General features: G+C 42.6%; 19 protein-coding genes. 4 read left to right on the plus strand and 15 right to left on the minus strand.

Annotated features, from left to right (window positions below; genetic code table 11):
- Window positions 1–8: 8 nt before the first annotated feature.
- The 4 genes from CSQ79_RS18970 to yqeK form a co-directional block, all read right to left on the minus strand.
- A complete protein-coding gene (locus tag CSQ79_RS18970) occupies window positions 9–962 on the minus strand; it encodes an asparaginase (protein ID WP_099702719.1) in 954 nt (317 codons plus the stop codon).
- A 61-nt stretch (window positions 963–1,023) separates the two neighbouring features.
- Window positions 1,024–1,524 (minus strand): CGLD27 family protein, encoded by a 501-nt coding sequence (locus tag CSQ79_RS18975; protein WP_099702720.1) that lies wholly within the window; start codon window positions 1,522–1,524, stop codon window positions 1,024–1,026.
- Between the two features lie 4 nt (window positions 1,525–1,528).
- The gene (rsfS, locus tag CSQ79_RS18980) at window positions 1,529–1,975 is read right to left on the minus strand and encodes a ribosome silencing factor (protein WP_099702721.1); all 447 of its coding nucleotides are present in this window, start codon (window positions 1,973–1,975) and stop codon (window positions 1,529–1,531) included.
- A gap of 100 nt (window positions 1,976–2,075) precedes the next feature.
- On the minus strand, window positions 2,076–2,684 hold the full coding sequence (yqeK, locus tag CSQ79_RS18985) for a bis(5'-nucleosyl)-tetraphosphatase (symmetrical) YqeK (protein ID WP_099702778.1): 609 nt from the start codon (window positions 2,682–2,684) through the stop codon (window positions 2,076–2,078).
- Between the two features lie 298 nt (window positions 2,685–2,982).
- Here yqeK and CSQ79_RS18990 point away from each other — a divergent pair, with 298 nt between their 5' ends.
- On the plus strand, window positions 2,983–3,759 hold the full coding sequence (locus tag CSQ79_RS18990) for a 7-carboxy-7-deazaguanine synthase QueE (protein WP_099702722.1): 777 nt from the start codon (window positions 2,983–2,985) through the stop codon (window positions 3,757–3,759).
- 26 nt (window positions 3,760–3,785) lie between these two features.
- Here the strand turns inward: CSQ79_RS18990 and CSQ79_RS18995 are convergent, their stop codons facing one another.
- The gene (locus CSQ79_RS18995; RefSeq protein ID WP_099702723.1) at window positions 3,786–4,436 is read right to left on the minus strand and encodes a DUF3318 domain-containing protein; all 651 of its coding nucleotides are present in this window, start codon (window positions 4,434–4,436) and stop codon (window positions 3,786–3,788) included.
- Between the two features lie 164 nt (window positions 4,437–4,600).
- Here CSQ79_RS18995 and pheA point away from each other — a divergent pair, with 164 nt between their 5' ends.
- The gene (pheA, locus tag CSQ79_RS19000) at window positions 4,601–5,458 is read left to right on the plus strand and encodes a prephenate dehydratase (RefSeq protein ID WP_099702724.1); all 858 of its coding nucleotides are present in this window, start codon (window positions 4,601–4,603) and stop codon (window positions 5,456–5,458) included.
- A gap of 47 nt (window positions 5,459–5,505) precedes the next feature.
- Here the strand turns inward: pheA and CSQ79_RS19005 are convergent, their stop codons facing one another.
- The 9 genes from CSQ79_RS19005 to CSQ79_RS19045 all read right to left on the minus strand — a co-directional run bounded on the left by CSQ79_RS19005 (window position 5,506) and on the right by CSQ79_RS19045 (window position 14,795).
- Complete coding sequence (locus CSQ79_RS19005) at window positions 5,506–6,147, minus strand: LON peptidase substrate-binding domain-containing protein (protein ID WP_099702725.1); 642 nt, start codon at window positions 6,145–6,147, stop codon at window positions 5,506–5,508.
- Window positions 6,148–6,310: 163 nt separating this feature from the next.
- Window positions 6,311–6,628 carry a 30S ribosomal protein S10 gene (gene rpsJ, locus CSQ79_RS19010; RefSeq protein WP_015190074.1) on the minus strand — a complete coding sequence of 106 codons (318 nt, stop codon included), beginning with the start codon at window positions 6,626–6,628 and terminating at the stop codon, window positions 6,311–6,313.
- A gap of 266 nt (window positions 6,629–6,894) precedes the next feature.
- Window positions 6,895–8,124, minus strand: a complete 1,230-nt coding sequence (gene tuf / locus CSQ79_RS19015; protein ID WP_099702726.1) for an elongation factor Tu — start codon at window positions 8,122–8,124, stop codon at window positions 6,895–6,897.
- Window positions 8,125–8,146: 22 nt separating this feature from the next.
- Entirely contained in the window at window positions 8,147–10,222 is a 2,076-nt protein-coding gene (gene fusA, locus CSQ79_RS19020) for an elongation factor G (RefSeq protein ID WP_099702727.1), read from the minus strand.
- A 104-nt stretch (window positions 10,223–10,326) separates the two neighbouring features.
- A complete protein-coding gene (gene rpsG, locus CSQ79_RS19025) occupies window positions 10,327–10,797 on the minus strand; it encodes a 30S ribosomal protein S7 (RefSeq protein ID WP_099702728.1) in 471 nt (156 codons plus the stop codon).
- 307 nt (window positions 10,798–11,104) lie between these two features.
- Complete coding sequence (gene rpsL / locus CSQ79_RS19030; RefSeq protein WP_099702729.1) at window positions 11,105–11,476, minus strand: 30S ribosomal protein S12; 372 nt, start codon at window positions 11,474–11,476, stop codon at window positions 11,105–11,107.
- 199 nt (window positions 11,477–11,675) lie between these two features.
- Window positions 11,676–12,011 carry a HesB/IscA family protein gene (locus CSQ79_RS19035; RefSeq protein ID WP_099702779.1) on the minus strand — a complete coding sequence of 112 codons (336 nt, stop codon included), beginning with the start codon at window positions 12,009–12,011 and terminating at the stop codon, window positions 11,676–11,678.
- Window positions 12,012–12,120: 109 nt separating this feature from the next.
- A complete protein-coding gene (locus tag CSQ79_RS19040) occupies window positions 12,121–12,537 on the minus strand; it encodes a cupin domain-containing protein (RefSeq protein ID WP_099702730.1) in 417 nt (138 codons plus the stop codon).
- Between the two features lie 335 nt (window positions 12,538–12,872).
- Complete coding sequence (locus CSQ79_RS19045) at window positions 12,873–14,795, minus strand: phosphodiester glycosidase family protein (protein ID WP_099702731.1); 1,923 nt, start codon at window positions 14,793–14,795, stop codon at window positions 12,873–12,875.
- 789 nt (window positions 14,796–15,584) lie between these two features.
- Between CSQ79_RS19045 and gltB the strand changes: the two genes are divergently transcribed.
- Both gltB and CSQ79_RS19055 read left to right on the plus strand, forming a co-directional pair.
- Window positions 15,585–20,306, plus strand: coding sequence for a glutamate synthase large subunit (gene gltB, locus CSQ79_RS19050; protein WP_099702732.1), 4,722 nt, complete (start codon window positions 15,585–15,587; stop codon window positions 20,304–20,306).
- A gap of 1,033 nt (window positions 20,307–21,339) precedes the next feature.
- Complete coding sequence (locus CSQ79_RS19055) at window positions 21,340–21,534, plus strand: NblA/ycf18 family protein (protein ID WP_099702733.1); 195 nt, start codon at window positions 21,340–21,342, stop codon at window positions 21,532–21,534.
- A 452-nt stretch (window positions 21,535–21,986) separates the two neighbouring features.
- On the opposite strand, the gene CSQ79_RS19060 is transcribed toward CSQ79_RS19055, so the two are convergent.
- On the minus strand, window positions 21,987–23,513 hold the full coding sequence (locus tag CSQ79_RS19060) for a serine/threonine-protein kinase (protein ID WP_099702734.1): 1,527 nt from the start codon (window positions 23,511–23,513) through the stop codon (window positions 21,987–21,989).
- Window positions 23,514–23,757 lie beyond the last annotated feature (244 nt).

Here is a 23,757-nt window from a genome sequence, read left to right on the forward strand (position 1 = left end):
TTTAGCAACTACAACATGGATAATTCTCCAACGACTTCTAGGCGCTTGTATTTTCCTAGTGTCATAAATGATTCTGCCAAAGTTTCTGCAACACTAGGGTTAATCCAACCCATTTGCTGAAGTAGGTAAATGGCAACAGCATATTTAGCCCGCTTTGCCCCATCCATCACTTTAATTGCCAATCCCATACCCTCGCCAATACGACCAATACATTGAATACCTTCTGCACCAGCCTTACTTACTAACTCTCCTTGAGTTAAGCGCATGAGTTCTGTATCAAATTCACCTTCTCCGGCAACCAGCTTGGGGTGATGCGTCATAGCCCGCACAATTCTTTCCATATCAAGGTTATTACCAGAAGCAAGCTGTGCATACAATGACGCAATTTGCCCCATTTGCATCAAATAAGTCGGAGCGCCACAATCATCATGGGCACTGATAAATTCATCAGCTGGCATCCGCAGTAATTCGGCAATTTTACCAAAAATCAGTTGCTGCACAGGATGAGTGCGCTGTAAGTAATTATTGAGTGACCAACGCCGTTGCTGACAAACAGCAAGCATACCAGCGTGTTTTCCTGAACAGTTGTACTGCAATGAACTGTGTTTACCTTCAGGGATAGGGCACTGTAAAACTGAAGGATCAATATCTGCACGCCAGAGAATATTAAATACTTGACGTACTTGTTCTATTGTCCCTTTATGTGAACTACAGATAATTGCTAAATCTCGATCCGTTAGGTTGTAGCGTTCAAGTGTCCCTGTTGTAGTGACACCTAATGCTTGAAATGGCTTGAGTGCAGAACGGATAAATGTCGCAGTCTCTGCATTTCCAGCAACAGACAAAACTCGTCCTCGATCGTCACATACGACAGCCTGGACTAAATGTCTTGATTCGATAATACCTTCGCGCAGTAACCTCACTTCGAGTTCTGCGGCTTGAGTTCGTTTTCCCCTTGTCATGGGTAAACTCTATCATTTAGCGGGACGTAAAAGTAGATCTCAAACTGATGAATCGAGAAAATTACAAAAAATACCAAAACAACTCACCCAACAATAGAATTAGTGCTATGACTCCTAGCGTCTGCTGTAAACGGTGAATAATTGGTTTAACTTGATAACTCACAATCAAACGATCGCGCGTCAGGATTTCTTGTGGCTTTGTCCACGTTTGTCCGTCATACCAACCAGACTCTTCGTAAAAAATCGTTGGACTTGTCAGGCGATCGCATACGTAAGACCAGCCTAAATACCAACGCACAACAGTAAAAATGACGCCAATAGTTGCTAACCCTGCTCCACAAAGCATAAATTGTACAATATACTTCTGGGGAGAAAAACTTGCGGCGGCGACTGGTCCTGCAATGACCCAAGATAATGCCCATACCCAAGCTAACTTGGTGAGATACTTGCGCCATTCTGAACTACAAGTACTAAAAAAGTTTGATGCTTTTAGCGCCTCATATTCGTTGAGTGGCTGTTGTTCAGCAGGGACAGGACAATCAGAAACTGAAAAATCCATCATGGTGCTAAGCCCCATCAGCAGTGGAAAACTCGATTTGTTCCGCATGACCCCAAAAAGCTTCTAAATTGTAAAATTCACGCTCTTTAGCCATCATGATATGAACTATGACATCACCATAGTCTTGTAACACCCAACTTGCATCTGCTTTTCCCTCAGTGCGTATTGGTTGACGTTGCCACTCTTGTTCCACTTTGTCTGCAATTGCAGAAGCGATCGCGCGGACTTGAACGTGTGAGTATCCAGTGGCGATGACAAAATAGTCTGCCATATATGATACGTCTGTAACCCGCAGCACGACAATGTCTCCTGCTTTACGCTCTGAAGCTGCTTGAGCAGCAGTAAGGGCTAATCCTTTACCACTATTATCTACCTCGGCTTGTCCTGATTTAACTGCACTCGATGCTCTGGATACAGACTGTGATTGTGAATTTATTGGCGAATATTCAGTCATTAAACCTCAGATAACTTGATAAAATTTATTAAACATTTTTAAAAATTATGCTGCAAAATCACGGCTGCGTTTTTTCTGCATACTAACAAAAAACAACAGCTCATGCAGTTTTATCAGCTACTCGCTGCGAATTTTTTACTTTTTGCAAAAACCAGTTACGCGTAGCAACTGTTCGAGGATGAATGAGACGATGCGTATCAACTAATAATTTCAATGAGTAGTCGCAAGTTAACCACACAGCTTGGTCAAGGTTGTGATAACTTGCTTTTCTTAATTCTGCTAACTCTGAAGTATCTCCGCGTTCTGGTTCTAAGCTGTCTGCCAAAAACACGATACAGCTAAGTGAACTCATGCCAGGTTGACCTAAAGTATGATTGGCGATCGCTTGTAAAACTTCTGCATCGTCTACACTAAAGGTATCTCTAGCAACCAGCGCCCCAACATCAGCGTGCAATAAGTGAGGATTAGCTGCACTAGTAGGATCGATTTCTAATCCTTCAGCTTGTGCCATGTCCAAAAGCTTTTGCGGTTTAAAGTACTTCGCGAGATCGTGCATTAACGCAGCTTTGGCGACTTTTTCTACGTCAATTCGATGACAATCTGCCAACTCAATTGCCATCTGTTCTACTCTAAGAATATGTTGGATACGGGATTGAGGAACGTTGTTTTCTAACCAAGCTAAAACGCGATCGCGTTCAACACTTTTCAACTCCGAATTCTGGTTGGAGGGTAGCACAATAGATTAAGAGATTACTTCAGAAATTCATAACTTTATTGTAACGAAGTGTTAGTAATGAATTAAGCGACTCATTAGAAGACCTCCTGCATGAATTGCAGATGTTCTCTGATCTTGCTTCGAGGCTAACGAGACAAAGTTGACGAGCAAAAGCTCAAGAGTCATTTTGTTTGTAAGTCCATCTCTGTGGCTTTTGTTGATCTAGCAGCAAATTTATTTGTTAGGCTCCTTCCCTCAATATTGTTTATTCATCTGAAAAATTTTATATTAAATGACAACTACTACACGCCTAATTGAGGTTTTCTCCGCAATCCAGGGAGAAGGACTTAATGTTGGTACGCGACAGATTTTTATTCGCTTTGCCTTATGTGACTTACGCTGTCGCTTTTGTGATAGTGCTCACACTTGGACTGTTCCATCCACATGCCATATTGAGCGATCGCCTGGATTACGCGACTTTGAACTTTATGATAATCCAGTTTCTCTAGATTTACTGTTGCAGTGGGTACAACAACTTGATGTACCTGGTTTACACGATAGTATCAGTCTTACTGGCGGTGAACCTTTGTTGCACAGTACCTTTTTGTTGAAGTTCCTTCCTCAGTTACAAAAATATACTGGATTACCTATTTATCTAGAAACAGGCGGACATCGTCCTCAGCAGTTAGCCGTGGTTTTACCACATCTTGACTCTGTAGGAATGGATTTGAAGTTACCCAGCGTTAGCGGTGAAAGTCACTGGCAAGAACATGCAGAATTCTTACAGCTTTGTTACCAAGCCAATGTAGAAATATTTGTTAAAGTGATTGTCTCTAGTGAAACTGATATTGCTGAACTCCACCAAGCTGCTGAATTAGTCGCAAATGTTAGCCCAGAAATTCCTTTATTTCTACAACCTGTAACACCTTTAAATAACATACAAAAATCTGACCAAGTCATTTTCGCCCCAACTCCAGCACAGGTTTTGACTTGGCAAGCTAAAATCAAGCAGATGCTCAAACATGTGCGTGTAGTTCCTCAAACGCACAAAATGCTCAATCAGCTATAAATGTTATTGACGCACAGGAGTTTTATTTATTCTCCATAGACGACTTCTTGAGAAGTTTTTGTTCGTGATTTAGCCTTATTCGCACTGCGTTTGAGGGCTTGTAGTCTAGATTCATATTTTGCCCTTTGGCGCTTACTTGGTGATTGTTCAATTAATGTTTTTAGTGCGCTACCAAGGCTTTTATAGGCATTAGGGAGAGTGTAGTTAAAGCGAGTAGCAAGGGCGATCGCCTTTTCATCAGCATCAATTGCTTCTTGTAGCTGCTTTTGCCCATTGTTTTTAACGTATAATCGGTAGCCAGACACGCCGCACAAGCCTAGAGCTAGCAGTAGTAGCAATCCATCTTGCACCCAAAGTTCACCAACAGCACCACCCAAACCAATTGCGAGGGCTGCCATTTCCCATCCATCTTTAGGAATGGTATCATTTTGAATTCGGGCAACTTCGTGCCAAAACAGCAAATTGCGCTGGTCAATTGCCAGTTGATCCCATTTCACCAGATCGATGAGAACTTCGACTTGATCTCTGCCGATTTCTTCTGTAGTAATTAAAGGTGGATTAACTTCGGTAGTTCCTTCTACACTTACCCAACTTTGCAATTCTGGTGGTAGTAAGTTTCTTAAGCGGCGCAGTTCGCTCATTTCTGCTTTGGCAGAGGTTGTTGCGTAGGATGTCATAAACTCAGTGTTATTGCAAATTACAAGTAAAGCTACTATCTTTCATATTGGAGTATACCGTGTCCTTTAATGGTAGCAATATAGTTATCAAGATTGCTGCACAACCAAATACTCCCATACCAGTGCAAGATATCAGTAGGAGTTATGGCAAAAGGCGAAACGCGATGGCAATGTCAATTGCACATTTAGGACCTACTGGAACTTATGCAGAACAAGCAGCATTAGCTTATAGAAATCAGCTCAATGATGAAGAACAAATAACATTATGTCCTTATCCTAGTATTGCTCAGACTTTAAAGGCTGTGGCGCGAGGAAAAGCAGATGTTGCTGTTGTTCCTGTCGAAAACTCGATTGAGGGAAGTGTCACAATTACACTAGATACACTTTGGCAGTTAGACCAATTGCAAATTCAACTAGCCTTAGTCTTGCCGATTACCCATGCTTTGCTTTCCCACGCACCAAACTTAGAAGCTGTTGCAACAGTGTACTCGCATCCACAAGCACTAGCACAGTGTCAAGGTTGGCTGGAGCAGTTTTTACCTAGTGTTGAGTTAATTCCCACAAATTCTACAACAGAAGCTCTCCAATATCTCGAACAAGAAAGTAGTTCAGGGGCAATATCTTCATTACGTGCAGCCCAAATCTACAATTTACCTATTCTTGCTCATGCAATTAATGACTATCCTGATAACTGTACGCGGTTTTGGGTAGTCGGTCAGCATTCAAATAATCAAGTCTGTTCTGTCGAACACACCCACACATCACTCGCTCTTAGTTTACCAGCTAACGTTCCTGGCGCTTTAGTCAAACCCTTGCAAATATTTGCTGAGCGTGGTATCAACTTAAGCCGCATTGAGTCGCGTCCCACTAAGCGATCGCTTGGTGAATACCTTTTTTTCCTCGATCTAGAAGCAGATGCCAATTCTCCTTTGGTTCAAGGAGCGATCGCAGAACTTGCTACTTATACAGAGATTCTCAAACTGTTAGGTAGCTACAACGTGGTAGAGACGAAAAGTTACTAATTGTTAATTCCTTTTGACACTATCCACTCAACACTCTTTCACTTTCATTAATTAAAAGTATCTTTGAGGACAGTACGCGCTGCTAGATGATTGCGAGTAGAAGTCAAAATCTCTGCTTCGCGTTCCAAACGAGCCACAGTATCTTGCATTTCGAGTAAGCTTTGTTGCTCTGCTGCAACACCATAAAGATTACTAGCTACCCAGTAAGAGAGTTCTGTAGGTAAGTCGGGGATGTCTTTTGGTACTTCAATACTCTGTTCAGTTAACTTTGCCGAAAGACGCACAACATCATGAAGTAGTTGTTCGACTTCCTTAGCCAAAGGCTTGAGATCCTTTTGTGGGGGGTTATCTTCAATCCATTCAACCAAACCCACTTTGTAAGGCTTTTCTCGAACGTATTCTAAAACACGAAAGCGCTGCTGTCCTAGAGTCAAAATATTCATGCGATCATCTGGTAGGCGCTGATACTGAATCACTTCAGCACAACAACCAACTGTCGCAGGTTGATTTTGGACTGGGTCCCACAGCAGGACGCCAAAGCGGCGATCGCTCTCTAGAATCGTGTTCATCATGATCCGGTAGCGAAATTCAAAGATATGTAGGGGTAGAGGTCTACCGGGGAAGAGAACCACTTCAGGTAGAGGAAACAGGGATAGTTCTCGAACCGCAATTTTGGAAGAGGATGCCATTTTCGCTCAGTAAAAACGGTAACTGCGCAATATAATACCTACTTTAGCCTATTTATTAAGGAAAATTACTAAATGATGAGGTAATAGAAAATCACTTAGCACTTAGCGGTTAGCATTTAGCTGCACTAATAGCTAATTGCCAATCGCTAATAGCCAATTATTTTTAGAGTTTAACTTCGATATCGACACCAGATGGCAAATCAAGTTTCATCAGAGCATCGATCGTTTTGGAAGAGGGCTGATAAATATCAATAATCCGGCGGTGAGTGCGTGTTTCGAAGTGTTCGCGTGAATCTTTATCAACGTGAGGAGAACGCAGCACGCAGTATATTTTCTTTTTAGTCGGTAAGGGAATAGGACCAATAGCTGTTGCGTTAGTTCGATTCGCCGTATCTACAATTTTTTCACATGAAGTGTCAAGTAAGCGGCGATCAAAAGCCTGCAAGCGAATCCGAATCTTTTGCTGTTGAAGAGTTGCCATTTCTTTAATTTTCCTGGTTCAGTTTTATAGTAATTGAGGGGTTAGAGGACGCACTTCGCGCAGACCTACGGTTCAAAGATCAGGGGTCAGGAGGAGAATTACTCGTAAAGAGTGCTGAGTTAAGAAATTCTAATGCCTCAAAACTTTAATAATGTCCTAACCATATTGACCATTGCTATATGAAGCACTTGTGACATTACAAAGAGCAGAAAAGCATATTACCGCATGAGCGTTGCCTTCCTGCTCTCGACATTTTCACAAAGGTGTTACTTCACAATTTTGGAAACAACACCTGCACCAATAGTCCGACCGCCTTCGCGAATCGCAAAGCGCATTCCTTGTTCAATGGCAATCGGGCTGATTAGTTCTACAGTCATTTTGACGCGATCGCCTGGCATGACCATTTCAGCTTCGCTACCATCATCAGAAGTGAAAGCTGTGATTGTACCAGTTACGTCAGTTGTCCGGACATAGAATTGAGGACGATAACCTGAGAAGAACGGCGTCTTCCGACCACCTTCTTTGTCTGTCAGTACATAAACTTCAGACTCAAATTGAGTATGTGGGGTGATACTACCAGGTTTAGCTAGTACCATTCCTCGCTCAATGTCCTCTTTCTTCAAACCCCGAAGTAGGACACCAACATTGTCTCCAGCCATACCTTCATCCAAGGTCTTCTGGAACATTTCTACACCAGTTACAGTGGTACTGCGAGTATTTCTGATACCTACTAGCTCCACAGTTTCACCTACCTTGACCTTGCCGCGCTCAATTCTACCTGTGGCTACAGTACCACGACCAGAAATTGAGAACACATCTTCTACTGCCATCAAGAAAGGCTTATCGACATCGCGCTCTGGTGTTGGGATGTATGCATCTACAGCATCCATCAATTCATAGATTTTATCAACCCACTCATTACTGCCTTTTTGGGTCGAAGGTGCACCTACCATTGCTTCGAGAGCTAGCAATGCGCTTCCAGAGACGATGGGAATATCATCACCAGGGAAGTCGTATGAACTAAGAAGTTCGCGGACTTCTAGTTCTACAAGCTCTAGTAGTTCTTCGTCATCTACCATGTCTTTCTTGTTTAAGAAGACAACGATGTTAGGAACCCCTACTTGCTTCGCTAACAAAATGTGTTCGCGAGTTTGCGGCATTGGACCATCTGCTGCAGATACAACGAGGATGGCTCCGTCCATTTGTGCTGCACCAGTAATCATGTTTTTCACATAGTCAGCATGTCCTGGGCAGTCTACGTGAGCATAGTGCCGCTTTGCTGTCTCATACTCCACATGAGCTGTGTTGATTGTGATACCACGAGCCTTTTCTTCTGGAGCGGCATCAATATCATCATACTTTCGAGCTTTCGCTTGACCCATAGCAGCCAGGGTCATAGTGATTGCTGCTGTCAGTGTGGTTTTGCCGTGGTCAACGTGACCAATCGTACCGATGTTAACGTGGGGTTTAGTTCTTTCAAACTTTGCGCGTGCCATGAATGATCGGTTCCTTTTTTAATTATGCGTTCCCTTTACTTTTAGCGATAATTGCTTCAGCCACGTTGCGAGGTACTTCCTCGTAGTTACTAAACTCCATCGTGAAGATACCCCGACCTTGGGTCTTCGAGCGGATATCTGTAGCATAGCCGAACATTTCTGCTAATGGGACTTTAGCAGTGACTTTAGCAATGCCTTGATCAGATCCCATGCCTTCGATTTGACCGCGACGAGAGTTAAGATCGCCCATCACATCCCCTAGGAAGTTTTCAGGTACTTCTACCTCTACTTTCATCATAGGTTCTAAGAGCACGGGTGAAGCTTTCATCACAGCTTCTTTCATCGCCATGGAACCAGCGATTTTAAACGCCATTTCCGAGGAGTCAACTTCGTGGTAAGAGCCATCTACCAAAGTTGCTTTGACATCAATGACTGGATATCCAGCCAAAATCCCTGATTCACAGGTTTCTTTCATCCCTTGTTCAACAGGGGAAATGTACTCTTTGGGTACTGAACCACCCACAATTTTGGAGACAAACTCAAAACCAGTGCCAGGTTCACCTGGAGCCAATTCAACAACAACGTGTCCGTATTGACCTTTACCACCACTTTGACGAATGAACTTGCCTTCTGCTTTGACAGGTTTGCGCACAGTTTCGCGATAAGCAACTTGCGGTGCACCTACATTAGCTTCTACCTTAAATTCTCGCAACATTCGATCGACAAGAATTTCGAGGTGTAGCTCTCCCATTCCGGAAATAACGGTTTGGTTTGTTTCAGGGTCAACACTCACGCGGAAGGTAGGATCTTCTTCAGACAAGGACTGCAGTGCTTTGGACAGCTTATCCATGTCTTGCTTTGTTTTTGGTTCCACTGCAACAGAGATTACAGGCTCTGGAATGTATAGTGACTCTAGTATAACTGGAGCATTGTCATCACAAAGCGTATCACCTGTAAAAGTATCCTTCAGTCCTAACGCTGCTCCTAAATCTCCTGCCCGCAATTCGTCTACGTCAGTTCTGTCATCTGCTTTCAATACCACAAGGCGCGATACCCGCTCTTTCTTGCCCTTGGTAGAGTTCATGACGTAGCTACCTTTTTTCAGGATTCCAGAGTACACGCGGATAAATGTCAGTCGCCCGTAGGGATCTGCCATAATTTTGAATGCCAAAGCTGAGAATGGTTCTTCATCACTAGCTCGGCGCTCAACTGTATCTCCTGAAGGTAGAGTACCTTGAATGGCGGGTACGTCAATCGGTGCTGGTAAGTAATCTACTACTGCGTCTAGCAGTAATTGGACACCTTTGTTCTTAAAAGCTGAACCACACAATAAGGGTACAATCGTTCCGGCTGTTGTTCCTTGACGTAAACCTTTACGAATTTCTGCCTCGGTTAGCTCCTCGCCTTCTAGATACTTTTCAATGAGTTCTTCGTCCGTTTCTGCAACTGCCTCGATTAACTTAGTGCGGTACTCTGCTGCTTGCTCTTGCATCTCTGCAGGAATGTCGGCTTCTTGAATATCTGTACCTTTATCGTTTGCATAAATAAAAGCACGCATCCGCACTAAGTCTACAATCCCACTTAGGGTGTCTTCACTGCCAATAGGGAGCTGTACTGGTACTGCATTGGCACGTAGGCGATCGCGTATTTGGTCGTAAACTCTATAGAAGTTTGCTCCTGTGCGATCCATCTTGTTGATGAAGGCAATTCTTGGTACTTTATACCGATCTGCTTGTCGCCATACTGTCTCTGATTGAGGCTGTACGCCACCGACTGAGCAGAATACAGCAATCACACCGTCGAGTACCCGCATCGAACGCTCAACTTCAATTGTGAAGTCTACGTGCCCAGGAGTATCAATGATATTGATTTGGTGATCCTTCCAGCTTGTCGTAATCGCAGCAGCAGTGATCGTAATTCCCCGCTCCCGCTCTTGTTCCATCCAGTCAGTTACTGCTGTTCCTTCGTGAACTTCTCCAATTTTGTGAACAATACCGGAGTAGAAGAGAATTCGCTCTGTTGTTGTTGTCTTGCCCGCATCAATGTGGGCCGCAATCCCGATATTGCGTACTTTTTCCAGCGGGACTGTACGTGCCACAGCTACCTCCTTGAATTGTGTTGCCGCAGGTATCTTGATATTACTCTCTGTTAAGATTCTATACGTTTAGGGAAATCCGTTCTATATTTGTGCTGATCTCCTCTCTAGTAGCGATAGTGAGCAAATGCTTTGTTTGCCTCCGCCATACGATGAGTTTCTTCCCGTTTGCGAATTGCACTTCCTGTCTCGTTGGCAGCATCCATTAGTTCATTAGCAAGCTTACCTGCCATTGTGCGTCCTGAGCGTTGCCTGGAGTACTGAATTAACCAACGAAGTGCTAGAGTAGTTCCCCGATCTGTGCGTACTTCCATCGGTACTTGATACGTTGCACCGCCAACACGACGCGCTTTTACTTCAACAAGAGGAGTTGCATTGCGAACTGCTCTTTCAAAGATTTCTATCGGATCAGATCCAGTGCGTTCTTCGATAGTTTTCATTGCGTCATAGATGATTCTTGCGGCTAGGGATTTTTTTCCGCTACGCATCACCCGTCGCATCATCATGCTAATGAGGCGACTGTTATATACTGAATCTGGTGGAACTGGACGCTTTTGAATAACAGTACGACGAGACATACGTAAGCCTTTAAACTATTGGGCAACAACGACATTAGGAGCGGACTTAACTTTCTTGACTATGCTGAGTAAGCTAGCTTTAATGGAGTCACAAATAACAATGGAGTATTATTCCTGCACAACGTTAGACAAGGTTTATCCTCATCATTAATGTTGTAAACTGGGGATTTTATACTTTACTTGACATCCTAGATTTGCACCTTCATTGACAAAACTGAATGGAGGTACAAGCTCTGTTAATTTAACATTTTTTGTTTAAAAATTGTAGCAAGCGTGAGATTTGCTACATTTATATTTCTAAGTTGTGCTACTTAGGACGCTTTGTTCCGTATTTGGAACGACCTTGTTTGCGATCTTTAACTCCAGCCGTGTCTAGAGTTCCTCGAATAATGTGGTATCGTACTCCAGGTAAATCTTTCACACGACCACCTCTTATCATCACAACTGAGTGTTCCTGCAAGTTATGACCAATGCCAGGAATGTATGCTGTGACTTCAAACCCAGATGTAAGACGTACTCTTGCTACTTTACGTAGGGCAGAGTTTGGTTTTTTAGGGGTTGTAGTATAAACCCTCGTACATACACCTCGGCGCTGTGGGCATTCCTTTAGTGCTGGTGATTTTGTCTTCTTGGTTGTTAACTGACGTTCGCTACGGATAAGTTGCTGTATGGTTGGCATGGGTTACAGCATGTAAAGTTTCTTACTGCTTTGAGATTTAACAAATTCTGAGTGTAGCAAATATATAAACTGTATGTCAAATATGTGTTGCTCACAAGAGGTCAGGAGTCAGAGCTTATGTAATATCCTAGCTATGCTGCTATAACTAGTTTTTCCTTCAGTCTTAACATCCAAACTCTAAGTTCTTATCATATTTAGTTCAAGAAGAAGTAGATGTTATGGCAAACGAAATACCGCAACTACAGGTAGTACTCGCATTAGGATTATGAAAGCGAAAACCTCCTCCCATTAAATCTTCTGAGTAATCAAGAAGGAGGTTATTGACGTATTCTAAACTTTGGGCATCAACAACAACTGTCAATCCGCAACATTCGTAAATGCGATCGCTGGGCACAAGCTCAGTGTCAAATGCCATTTCGTAGATCAAGCTAGAGCAGCCGCCAGCTTGAACTTTTAACCGAAAGAAAGCATCTTGTCGTTGCTTTAATTTAAGACGCTGAATTTCATGAGCCGCAGATGTACTGAGACGAACCATAATATCGCAAAGATAGGGAGTTGTTGCTATGTCACCTTGGCGACAAATATCCAAGACACAAGAACCAGGTACTAACACATTTTATCGGTTTTCTTCCCTATCTTTGTACTTACTTTGTCCGAGAATAGTCATCTTGAAAACGGACAATATCATCTTCTCCTAGGTATTCGCCGTTTTGCACTTCGATAATAACCAGTGGAATGACACCAGGGTTCTCCAAGCGGTGGTTTGTACACTGAGGAACGTAGGTTGATTGATTATTTGTTAGTAAGATTTCTGCCTCACCACAAGTTACTCTTGCTGTACCTGAAACAACAATCCAATGTTCGCTGCGGTGGTGATGCATTTGTAGGCTTAGGCGATGCCCTGGTTTAACTTCAATTCGCTTAATTTTGTATCCGCGTCCTTCTTCTAGAACTGTAAAAGCTCCCCACGGTCTGAGTTCAGTAGCTGCGATGCCTTTATGACTTACAGACGGTAGAGATACTGCTGTCGGCTCGTGGGCGGTTTCTTGAGCCTGGATCATAAATATTTCTCCTTAAATTTATAGAACGAAGCTGTACGATGAATAGAAAAATAGCAAACCAACTTGACGTTTAAAATGTTCAAACTCAGGCAAATATAGCCCAAGATAGCAAATTCTGACTAGCAACTGTCACTACAAATTGCAGCAGTTTCATATGTTTATAACAACTCTTCATCAGCGATGGGATATGTTTAAGTAATCTTTAACTTCAGTAATTCGATAAAAGTTAAGGTTTGTCATTGGTTGATGCAAAGATTTTTTATGTTCCAAATAGTCCTCAACTATTAACCAAGATCAAGATGCAACTTTATACATGATGCCCGTTGACTATCTAACTAGCGAGGTTGAAGGAAAATACCAAGTCCATTGTGGACGCGAGCAGCAGTACGAGGCGAACGATCGAGTAGTTGCCCTCCTAAATAAAGACTTGTAGAACTACCACCATCAAGATTTAAGGCATCCACACAGCCCAGGTGTTGCATAATTTGGGCAATTTCAGTCAAGCTTGGACCAGCACCACCAGCTCGATTATGAACAGCAGCAATAAGAAGGTTTCCTGTTGCAGTTGCACCAATCGCACTGCGCGAAGCTTTTTGGCGGCTAAAAGCTTCACTAAAGCCTTCAGCCTGAGCATTAAGGACTATTTGGCGATTTTGTAATAAAAGTGGTCCACCACCTAAAATGTGTGGGTAGTTAGAAAAGTCAGCGGGAGTTGTGGAGTTTTCTGTACGGATGATTGACCCTACAGAAAGCAAACTGGCAATTTGTGGATTTGCTCTTAAAGCGAGTAAGAAGCCATTAGGAGGGATGGGAATTGTTGTTGCACCAGATACACCTCCAGGAATCTGTCCTACTACTTGATTATTTTGGACAACAACAATAATTTCATTGTCAATTAAAGGTGTATACGTAGTTCCCCAAGCATTTGTATAGTGTGCAATACCAGATTTGACGTAACCACTATTAAAAGTAACAACAGGGAGACGCTGTCCAGTAGCAGTAATGATTGTTTCTTGAAGTTGTAGTCGCCCGAATTTGAATTCACCAGAGTCATTCCACGCGATCGCCCCTCGATTGAGAATTGGACCTGATAACCATTGTCCATCACGCCGAATAGCACCCAAAGGTAACTGATTCTTACGATTAAAAAAGCCAGCATTAATTGCAGCTGCAGCCTTTAGTTGTTGTGCAGTGGTGATGATGGGCGCAGTACCAGTCAGAGAGTTTGGTACACTCGCAATTGGGAGAAGTGATAACTCAGTTTTTTGGGGATTAATTTCGAGTAAGACAACAGGAAAGCGTGAATTTCCTAAAGTCACAAATTGCTGTCGCCAACGTACTCCTAAAGCCCATTGAATATCGCGTTCCACCATTGGATCAGGTCGCAAATCAACGACTAAGCGATTAGGATTCGGTAACGTACTCAATTGCGGGGTTAACCCAGCAGGGACACTCAAGCGAATTGTTGTTAGATGTGAGGCAGTTTCTATTTGAGTAATCGAAGTTTGATTGTTAGGTTGAGTGCTGGTAATCTGCTCAAGGAGACTTGGTTGAAATTGTTGTGTTAGCGATTGATCGGTGGTGGCGTCGATGGTGATTAGCCATTCTTGATTGGGGGGTTGATCGTCATCGTTTACTGTTGATGGTGGTTGAGGTTTTGCTGCAACTGGTTGAGGCGTCACTTGCCAAAATGTGGGACGGTTTAAATCAATGACAATGCGATCGCCCCAGGTTTGTTTTCCTTGACGAATGTTTTGAATTGTTGCTGATGGTGTATTGATTCGGAGGATGTTGCCCTGCGCTTGCGTCTGCCAGCCCATTTTGCTAGCTAATTGAGTAATATCGAGATAACGATAACCATCACGATGCCAAGTATCTAATTCAAAAGCTGACACTGTTGGTGAGGAAAACCATTGTACTGGTTGCTTGGTGACGTCTCTGGTGTTTAGTAAGTTTACACCAAGCAGTTGCATGAGTCCTGCATCGCTCATGGCTGTGGCAACTCCGGATTTGGTTGGCTGCTGTCGCTGACTCCAAGTAGCTGGAAATGTTCGATTGTTAATTGAAACTTGCGTTCCTGTCGCAATTAAACGCGATGTAGAGCTTTGAGCAACTAGTAATTTTGAGTTTGAAGATGAAGCTAGTTCCAACGATTGCTGAGCATCGCTGTTGACGATTGGGGTAAGCCATAAAGCGATCGTCAGCAAAGGAAATAGCGTTTTACTTGATCCAAAAAATGCGCGAGATAAGATAGGCATTACTCACTTTAGTGATTGATAGGATTGAACAAGAGTTGAAACGTCATAGCAGCGGCAACCGGTGCGGATATTTGGTGACTTTGCACGCAATGACTTCCAATTTTTGGTATCGTCTTGTTTCACTATTGACTCCTTAACAGGGAATTTAACTCAAATATTAAAAATTACTGACTTTTATTCCGAGCCTTAAGGTCATAATGTATAGAAGTGGCTTGAGTGTATTTGCCAAAAAAGCTAGCAGTATCCAAGTCTTACCCATTAATTGAGTGTGCTACTATGCTCGACTTGAATTGGGTGTTGCTACTAAATTGGTTGGTAAGTGCTTAGCAGTAGCATTTCCAAAATTGCAATTATAATTTTGTTGCGTCGTGGAATTGTCAAATCTAGGCATTTGATCATAACCTTACTCTGTAACTCTATGATGAAGATCGACAGTTAGTGCAGGTTTATTGGCATTTGTCAATAGGTTACGTACTAAGATAGATTCTGAGCTAGTACTCCTCAATGATTTGCTGAGTAGTAACAAAATCATAACTTTAAGACATTCACCCACAGATTAGGGTTCCAACAAGAAAGTGTTAAATCCGTTATAGATGAGATGACAAGCACTGAAAGCAAAAGTCCTGATTAACTCTCCGGCAAAAAGTATTGAACGTGAGTCGGATAATTTTAAATAATTTTTATTAACTCAACCTTGTATTTTTCATCCGCCACTGTTCTGTAGTTATAAATTACAGAATTAATCGCAGTCAATTTAGGTAAATCCCTTCTACAGAATCCTACTAGTTTATGAATAACCAGCAGATGAACCAAAATCAACGAAATGAAGTGAGTCAAAACTCAGAAACGCATCTCAGTAGCACTTATGTAGGACCACGTTGGTTAGTAGAAGAAAGGGATGCCTGTGGCGTGGGATTTATTGCTCATTGTGCAAATCGAGCGAGCCATGAAATTGTTGAGAAAGCACTAGCAGCGCTTGCTTGTTTAGAACATCGAGGTGGTTGTAGTGCTGACCAAGATTCGGGTGATGGTGCAGGATTGATGAGTGCAATTCCTTGGGAGTTGCTGAGTCAGTGGGTGCAACAGCAAGGACATCAGATGCCACACCCAGAAAATTGTGCAGTAGGGATGTTGTTTTTACCGCAAGAAGACGCGATCGCAAACATAGTTCGTCATACTGTAGAAAACGTCTTAGTACAAGAAGACTTCACTGTATTAGGCTGGCGTGTTGTACCAGTCAAGCCCCAGTTGTTGGGAATTCAAGCGAGAGAAAATCAACCCCAAATCGAACAAGTACTCATATCTAGCAAAGATAAAACAGGAGACGCGCTAGAACGCCAGTTGTATATTGCGCGGAAGCAAATTGGTAAAGCACTAGCAGCAACCAGTGAGGTGAAAGACGGCGAGAACTTCTATGTTTGCTCTTTCTCTAGTCGCACAATTGTTTATAAGGGAATGGTGCGATCGGCAATTTTGGGTGAATTTTACACTGATTTAAGAAATCCAGCATATCAAAGTGCGTTTGCAGTTTACCATCGCCGCTTTAGCACAAACACGATGCCCAAATGGCCATTAGCGCAACCAATGCGGCTACTAGGGCACAACGGGGAAATTAACACTTTGTTAGGAAATATTAACTGGATGATGGCAAAAGAAGCCGATCTCACACATCCAGTTTGGGAAGATCGTTTTGATGTACTCAAACCGATTGTTTATGTTGATAACAGTGACTCAGCTACACTTGATAATGTACTTGAGTTATTAGTGCGGTCGGGTCGTAGTCCGCTTGAAGCACTGATGATTATGGTGCCAGAAGCGTACTTAAATCAGCCAGATTTAGATAATTATCCAGAAATTATTGATTTTTACGAGTATTACAGTGGTATTCAAGAACCCTGGGATGGACCAGCACTGCTTGTGTTTAGTGATGGCAAGAAAGTAGGTGCAACTCTAGACCGTAATGGATTGCGACCGGCACGATATAGCTTAACAAAAGATGGCTACATTGTTGTTGCCTCTGAAGCTGGTGTTGTTGATTTACCAGAAGCCGATATTGTAGAAAAAGGCAGACTCGGTCCAGGACAAATGATTGCTGTGGACTTGGAAAGCCACGAGGTTTTGAAAAATTGGGAGATTAAGCAGCGGATTGCCCAAGAAAAGCCTTATGGTCAATGGCTGAAGGAATATCGTGTCGATCTTGGTAATACAGATACTCTAAATTTAGATACTCAAGCAGCATTTGGTGGAGAGGAAGATACAACAAAGAACTTGTCTTCTACTCCTTTGCCACAAACACTGAATCCAAAAACTGCATTGCTACGGAGTCAAATCGCCTTTGGCTACACCACAGAAGATGTAGAAATGGTGATTCAACCAATGGCAAGTGAAGGAAAAGAACCAACCTTCTGTATGGGAGATGATATTCCCTTAGCAGTGTTATCCGAACGCCCTCATTTGCTGTATGACTACTTCAAGCAGCGGTTTGCACAAGTAACAAATCCTCCCATCGATCCTTTGCGCGAAAGCTTGGTGATGTCGCTGAAGATGGAACTAGGCGAACGAGGAAACTTACTAGAAGTTAAACCAGAATATGCCAAGCGCCTGAAACTTGATTCTCCAGTATTGCAAGCAGAAGATTTAGTAGCTGTACAGCAGTCAGGTTTTGCGTGTGCCACGTTATCTACATTATTTGAAATTGCCACAGGTCCGCAAGGATTAGAAGTTGCAGTGAAAAAGCTATGCGAACAAGCAGCAGCGGCGGTAAAAGATGGCAACGAAATTTTGATTTTGAGCGATCGCACAGCCAGTAAACTATCAGAAGAATTAAGTTATATTCCGCCATTACTAGCTGTTGGTGCAGTTCACCATCACTTGATCCGTCAAGGCTTACGGATGAAAGCCTCGTTGGTTGTTGATACGGCGCAGTGCTGGAGTACGCATCACTTTGCTTGTTTGATTGGTTATGGTGCGAGTGCTGTTTGTCCGTACCTTGCTTTAGAAACTGTACGTAGTTGGTGGTCTGATCCAAAAACTCAACAGTTTATGGAGCGCGGTAAAATTGCAGCAATTACACTCGATCAAGCACTGAATAACTATCGCAAAGCAGTAGAAGCAGGAATTCTCAAAATTTTATCGAAGATGGGAATTTCGCTGCTGACAAGTTATCAAGGGGCACAAATTTTTGAAGCAATTGGTATTGCCCAAGACTTGCTAGAACTGGGGTTCCGTGGCACAACTTCACGCTTGGGTGGTTTGAGTACCAGCGAACTAGCGCAGGAAGTTTTATCGTTCCATCAGCGGGCTTTCCCTGAATTAACTGTCAAGAAATTAGAAAACTTTGGGTTTGTTCAGTATCGCCCAGGTGGTGAATACCACATGAATAGCCCAGAACTGGCAAAAGCCCTGCATAAAGCGATCGCCGATCAAAAGAATTACGATCATTACGAAGTTTACCGCCAACTCTTAGAACACCGACCCGTAACTGCATTACGCGATTTACTTGACTTTAACTCAGACCGCACCCCAATTGAGAAAGATGAAGTTGAACCGATCGCAGAAATTGTGCAACGTTTCTGTACTGGAGGAATGTCATTGGGGGCGCTATCGCGCGAAGCCCACGAAACTCTGGCGATCGCAATGAATCGCATTGGTGGTAAATCAAATTCAGGAGAAGGTGGAGAAGATCCCGTCCGCTATCACGTATTGGATGATGTTGACGATCAAGGTCATTCCGCACTACTACCTCACTTGAGAGGTTTGAAAAACGGCGACACAGCATCTTCGGCAATCAAACAGGTGGCTTCAGGACGCTTTGGGGTAACACCAGAGTACTTGATGAATGCTAAGCAAATTGAAATTAAAATCGCCCAAGGAGCAAAACCAGGAGAAGGCGGTCAACTTCCTGGCAAAAAAGTCAGCCCGTACATTGCCATGCTGCGACGTTCTAAGCCTGGAGTGACGCTCATTTCTCCACCACCACACCACGATATTTACTCAATCGAAGACTTGGCGCAGTTAATTTTTGACTTGCATCAGATCAATCCTCAAGCTCAAGTATCTGTCAAGCTAGTCGCTGAAGTAGGTATCGGTACAGTCGCTGCAGGCGTTGCTAAAGCAAATGCAGATATTATCCAAATTTCAGGACACGATGGCGGTACAGGTGCATCACCCTTATCCTCAATTAAACATGCAGGTGGACCTTGGGAACTTGGATTAACCGAAGTGCATCGGGTGTTGATGGAAAATAAATTACGCGATCGCGTCGTGTTGCGCGTTGACGGCGGCTTTAAGAGTGGCTGGGATGTCCTGATGGGGGCTTTAATGGGTGCTGAAGAATTCGGCTTTGGCTCAATTGCCATGATTGCAGAAGGCTGTATTATGGCACGCATTTGTCATACAAACAACTGTCCTGTTGGTGTGGCAAGTCAGAAAGAGGAACTCAGACAGCGCTTCCCTGGTATGGCAGAACACGTCGTTAATTTCTTCTACTTTATTGCAGAAGAAGTGCGCGGGCTTTTGGCAAAACTTGGTTATCGCTCGCTGACTGAAGTTATGGGACGTGCTGATTTACTAAAAGTGCGAGAAGGAGTTAGGCTGACAAAAACACAAACGCTCAATCTCGACTGCATTACACAGTTACCAGACACTAAAGAAGACCGCACTTGGCTATATCATGAAACAGTTCACAGTAATGGTTCTGTTTTAGATGATGAATTACTCGCCGATGCAGAAATTCAAGCAGCAATTCGCAATCAGTCTACTGTTACCAAAAACTCAAAGATTGTGAATACAGATCGCACAGTCGGAGCAAGACTCGCAGGAGCGATCGCTGCTCAATATGGTAATACTGGCTTTGAAGGACAAATTAATCTCAATTTCACAGGAAGTGTCGGACAAAGTTTTGGTGCCTTTAACTTGGCTGGCATGATTTTGACACTTGAAGGTGAAGCAAACGATTACGTTGGCAAAGGAATGCATGGTGGGGAAATTATTATTAAACCTCCAGTAGCGGCAACTTATGCCCCTGATCAAAATGTAATTGTAGGTAACACTTGTTTGTACGGTGCTACAGGTGGAACTCTCTTTGCTAATGGTATTGCAGGCGAACGCTTCGCAGTACGTAATTCCAAAGGAACCGCCGTTATCGAAGGTGCAGGCGATCACTGCTGTGAATACATGACAGGTGGCGTCATTGTTGTCTTAGGTAAAGCTGGTAGAAACGTAGGTGCTGGAATGACAGGAGGTTTAGCATACTTCTTGGATGAAGATAGCAATTTTCCTGCATTAGTTAATCCAGAAATTGTCAAACTGCAACGAGTGAGTAGCCCTGCTGGTGAGAAGCAATTAAAAGATTTGATTGTGGCTCATGTAGAACGCACAAATTCACCCAAAGGGAAACATATTCTGGAAAATTGGTTAGAGTATCTACCACAATTTTGGCAAGTTGTACCACCATCAGAAGCCGACAGTGCTGAAGCTGCTGTAGAGAAGGAGTTGAGTTCTGTGCAATAAGGTGAGTGCAGGGGAGAAACTCAATTGAGTTTCTCCATCTCTTTGCTGATATAAACGCTTGATGTTCAGCGCATTTATGCGCCGCTAGATAAATAAAGTCTATCTCCTTGAACTACAAATAAAGCTCAGACTATAGAGTACACATAGGCACACTCATCTAAGTAACTCAAACTTCGATCAAAGAGCATGTGTGCTTCATGTGTAAGTTTCACTCACTGCTATTTCTGTCAGGTATTTTGAGTTTGAAGATTGTCCCAATAGCAGCTATAGGAATAGTAGTGATCATCTCGCCACTCAGTAAAATGGGAAAAACAGTACACTCCCCAGGCTGAGAAAACACATTTAACCTTTACTGCTGCTAGCTAGAAGATCAGTACAGCACTTGCCCTATTTAATGACCAATCGTACTGCTATTCTCTATCAGCCAAACTTAATACCAATACGAATGACAGGACTGTTATCTGAAAACGACAACAACGTTGCTGAGAGTTGTAATTTTTGTTATGCCATTGGTTAGCATAATCGAGATAGCTTCAAGTTTAGCAGCCATGACTATAGCTATAGCTTATTCATGAATGAAGCACTGCTGCATTTCTTTGAAGTGTATTACTTTGACCTGCTTTTACTACCTCAACGAACTGTTTTTTGGTGTCTTGAGATATTGAAGGAGAAGCTAAGGTAGGTGATTTATATTTGCTTACTTATGCCTTAACATCACCATCAAATTTCCTACTCTATACCGTCTACACTTTAGTCAACTTAAGTTGGTTTAAGTATAAATACTCAATTTATGTTCAAATTGAGCTTTTTTACTTCTTTAGACTTGATAGAACAAACCCAGCCCTCCTGAAATTCACCGAGGTCAGGATATTTCTTTTGATTTAGAATAACTACTTATTGAGGAGTATGTGCAAGTTGTCAACTATTTGTTATATTTTGTAAAAATAGACTTAAATGTAGGTAGTGCAACAATTTTTATTCCTACTTTAGGTAGAGTGACCAATAACATTCAGTATCTCGTTTGGAGTTAGCTATGGATCAGCCAATTGAACTTTCTCTTGAACAGCAATTCAGCATCCGCTCCTTTGAATCACAAGTTCAAAATATGAGTCACGAGCAGGCTAAAGACTTTTTAGTCAAGCTGTATCAGCAGATGGTGATGCGCGAAGCAACTTACAAACAGTTGCTAAAGCATCATTGGGGTTTAGAAGGAGGTAGCTGGGCTTAATTACATAAATCTAAAGTCGCAGTAGGCGACCTCCATCTCTTGCTCGGTTCCAGCAGGGAAAAGGACTGGGGGTGTCGGGGCGTCAACTAGACAAACATAACCATGTAATCATTTCACTCGGCTCACTTGAGTTTGAGCTGCATCATAAAACTACTGCACAAGAATCAATACCAAATAGAGTAATTGTTACACATGCTGTGTTTTTCTCAATGCTTTTTTTGCATCCAGCTACGGCGAAGAGTCGATGCATAGCAACCGCCTCAAATAAAACGTGTAACATAAGCTTTGTCAGATAAAAGCCTTGGTCTTCTATAATTAAGCTAGCTCTACGCTAAAGATTTATGCGTGCATTTAAGTAGAGTGAGCGCAAGAGCAGCGAAAGTCATTTCCAGTTCTAAATTTTGGTACTACACAATATAAGCAAGTCTTGCCACTAAGTCACAAAGAAACACTTAAGTTTTATAGACTGCTGCCAACTTCATTATGACTTGAGGCTTTATTTTCTCTAATTCCTTTTTGAGAAGACCACGACTAAACTGTGGAGAGGCAGTAGAAACTGCACGTTGGCTCATTGTAATCCACTGTTGTAACAATTGGCGTTGTGGAGATGCAATCTCTGTTTGTATACACGTAAAAGCACGTTGTGGAGATTCGCGCGCGAACAGGAGTATTTTATAGCATCCGGTTTCGAGTAAAAGCCTTGCAAGTTCTATACCTTGATGAGATTTCAAATCTAGGTAGTAAGGGAGCCATTTAGGTGTATGCTCATGGCTGTGTAACACAGTAATCCACAAAATCATCGGGTGGGGGGCATTCAAAAATAAAAACTGATTATAACGCGTACCTTGTAGTCGCTTTTCAATCTCTTGCTTTGGTAGCATCACCCATAAAGCGACAGTGAGTTGATCGTGTATACGAATTGGATGAGGAAAAACAATATCAGCAATTGGTTTGTTTTTTGGCCAAGACGGAAGTTCACTGCTACTTGCATCAGTATTTAAACACTCCTCCTCTGTGATGTTTTGAGGAGTGTCATTTAGTTGAGATAATAAGTTTTTGTGACCTAAAAAAATTGAAGGTTGTGGCAAACTATCTAGTTGCTCTAATAACGTAATTGTTTGGAGAATCTCACTAATATTTTGGGGGCGATCGCTGGATTTTTTGGCTAGACAACGCATCACTAGATTTTCTAATTCTTGCGGTACTTCCAGCAATGGATTTATTTCTCTAAAAGAGCGTGGTGGGTGAAAGTGGTGGGCTTTATACCAGCCACCAAAGGAATTGGTATTTGCTTGTATAGGCATTCTACCTGTCAGCATCTCAAACATCATCACACCCAAACTATAAATATCTGAGCGATTATTGAGTTCTTTACCCTCAATTTGTTCAGGAGAAGAATATGCCCAAGTTCCTAAGTAGTAGTTTGTTTCAGAACTGTCTGATTGAAGTAGCTTCGCTATGCCAAAGTCAAGGATCTTGACTAATTCTCCAAAACTAGGATTAGGTACCACCAAGACATTACTTGGCTTAATATCGCGGTGAATGATTGGGCAAAGTTCCCCATCAACAGGAATACCTTCGTGTGCAGCTTGCAACCCCAAGCAAAGTTGACGCGCAAAACTCAAAAATCTTATTAGTGAGAGAGACTGCGAGCGAATGACGTCACTTAGACTTTCTCCTTGCAAGTATTCCATGACGTAGTATGGAATACTCTGTTCATCTACACCGTAGTCCATGACTCGGACAATGTGAATATTTTTTTGACCGAGGAGTGCGCAAGTTTTAGCTTCTCGCTCAAATCGTTCCTGTACTCGAATTTTGTTATTTTGAATCGATAAGGCAAGAAATTTAATGGCAACAGGTACACCACCCAACAATAGGTCATTGGCGAGATAAACTTGACCCATCGCTCCTGTTCCAATGAGTTCTTGAAGTTGATAACGCTGAGCAATTAAGCGACCAATGTTGGGATCTATCATACGAAATTAAATCGACCAGTGATAAGGTTTCATGGCACTAGCCAGTATTAACTGTGTAATAAAAAACATGTAGCTACTGCTTGAATCAGTAAGTTATCCTAGCCACAGTAGCCGAAAAGTACTACACAGACTAATTACAAGACAAATCTAACCTTGGTAGCGATGAATCTCCAAGCGGGATTATACTGAGAAACTAGCTTGGTTTGGCACTTTATTAGAAGCGAGTGATTATTTTTGAATTATG

The sequence above is a fragment of the Gloeocapsopsis sp. IPPAS B-1203 genome (assembly GCF_002749975.1).
GTDB lineage: Bacteria > Cyanobacteriota > Cyanobacteriia > Cyanobacteriales > Chroococcidiopsidaceae > Gloeocapsopsis.

Coding starts and splice junctions, on each gene's coding strand:
- CSQ79_RS18970 (WP_099702719.1), bottom strand. CDS start 962: ATGACAAGGGGAAAACGAACTCAAGCCGCAGAACTCGAAGTGAGGTTA.
- CSQ79_RS18975 (WP_099702720.1), bottom strand. CDS start 1,524: ATGATGGATTTTTCAGTTTCTGATTGTCCTGTCCCTGCTGAACAACAG.
- rsfS (WP_099702721.1), bottom strand. CDS start 1,975: ATGACTGAATATTCGCCAATAAATTCACAATCACAGTCTGTATCCAGA.
- CSQ79_RS18990 (WP_099702722.1), top strand. CDS start 2,983: ATGACAACTACTACACGCCTAATTGAGGTTTTCTCCGCAATCCAGGGA.
- CSQ79_RS18995 (WP_099702723.1), bottom strand. CDS start 4,436: ATGACATCCTACGCAACAACCTCTGCCAAAGCAGAAATGAGCGAACTG.
- pheA (WP_099702724.1), top strand. CDS start 4,601: ATGGCAATGTCAATTGCACATTTAGGACCTACTGGAACTTATGCAGAA.
- CSQ79_RS19005 (WP_099702725.1), bottom strand. CDS start 6,147: ATGGCATCCTCTTCCAAAATTGCGGTTCGAGAACTATCCCTGTTTCCT.
- rpsJ (WP_015190074.1), bottom strand. CDS start 6,628: ATGGCAACTCTTCAACAGCAAAAGATTCGGATTCGCTTGCAGGCTTTT.
- tuf (WP_099702726.1), bottom strand. CDS start 8,124: ATGGCACGCGCAAAGTTTGAAAGAACTAAACCCCACGTTAACATCGGT.
- rpsG (WP_099702728.1), bottom strand. CDS start 10,797: ATGTCTCGTCGTACTGTTATTCAAAAGCGTCCAGTTCCACCAGATTCA.
- rpsL (WP_099702729.1), bottom strand. CDS start 11,476: ATGCCAACCATACAGCAACTTATCCGTAGCGAACGTCAGTTAACAACC.
- CSQ79_RS19035 (WP_099702779.1), bottom strand. CDS start 12,011: ATGGTTCGTCTCAGTACATCTGCGGCTCATGAAATTCAGCGTCTTAAA.
- CSQ79_RS19040 (WP_099702730.1), bottom strand. CDS start 12,537: ATGATCCAGGCTCAAGAAACCGCCCACGAGCCGACAGCAGTATCTCTA.
- CSQ79_RS19045 (WP_099702731.1), bottom strand. CDS start 14,795: ATGCCTATCTTATCTCGCGCATTTTTTGGATCAAGTAAAACGCTATTT.
- gltB (WP_099702732.1), top strand. CDS start 15,585: ATGAATAACCAGCAGATGAACCAAAATCAACGAAATGAAGTGAGTCAA.
- CSQ79_RS19055 (WP_099702733.1), top strand. CDS start 21,340: ATGGATCAGCCAATTGAACTTTCTCTTGAACAGCAATTCAGCATCCGC.
- CSQ79_RS19060 (WP_099702734.1), bottom strand. CDS start 23,513: ATGATAGATCCCAACATTGGTCGCTTAATTGCTCAGCGTTATCAACTT.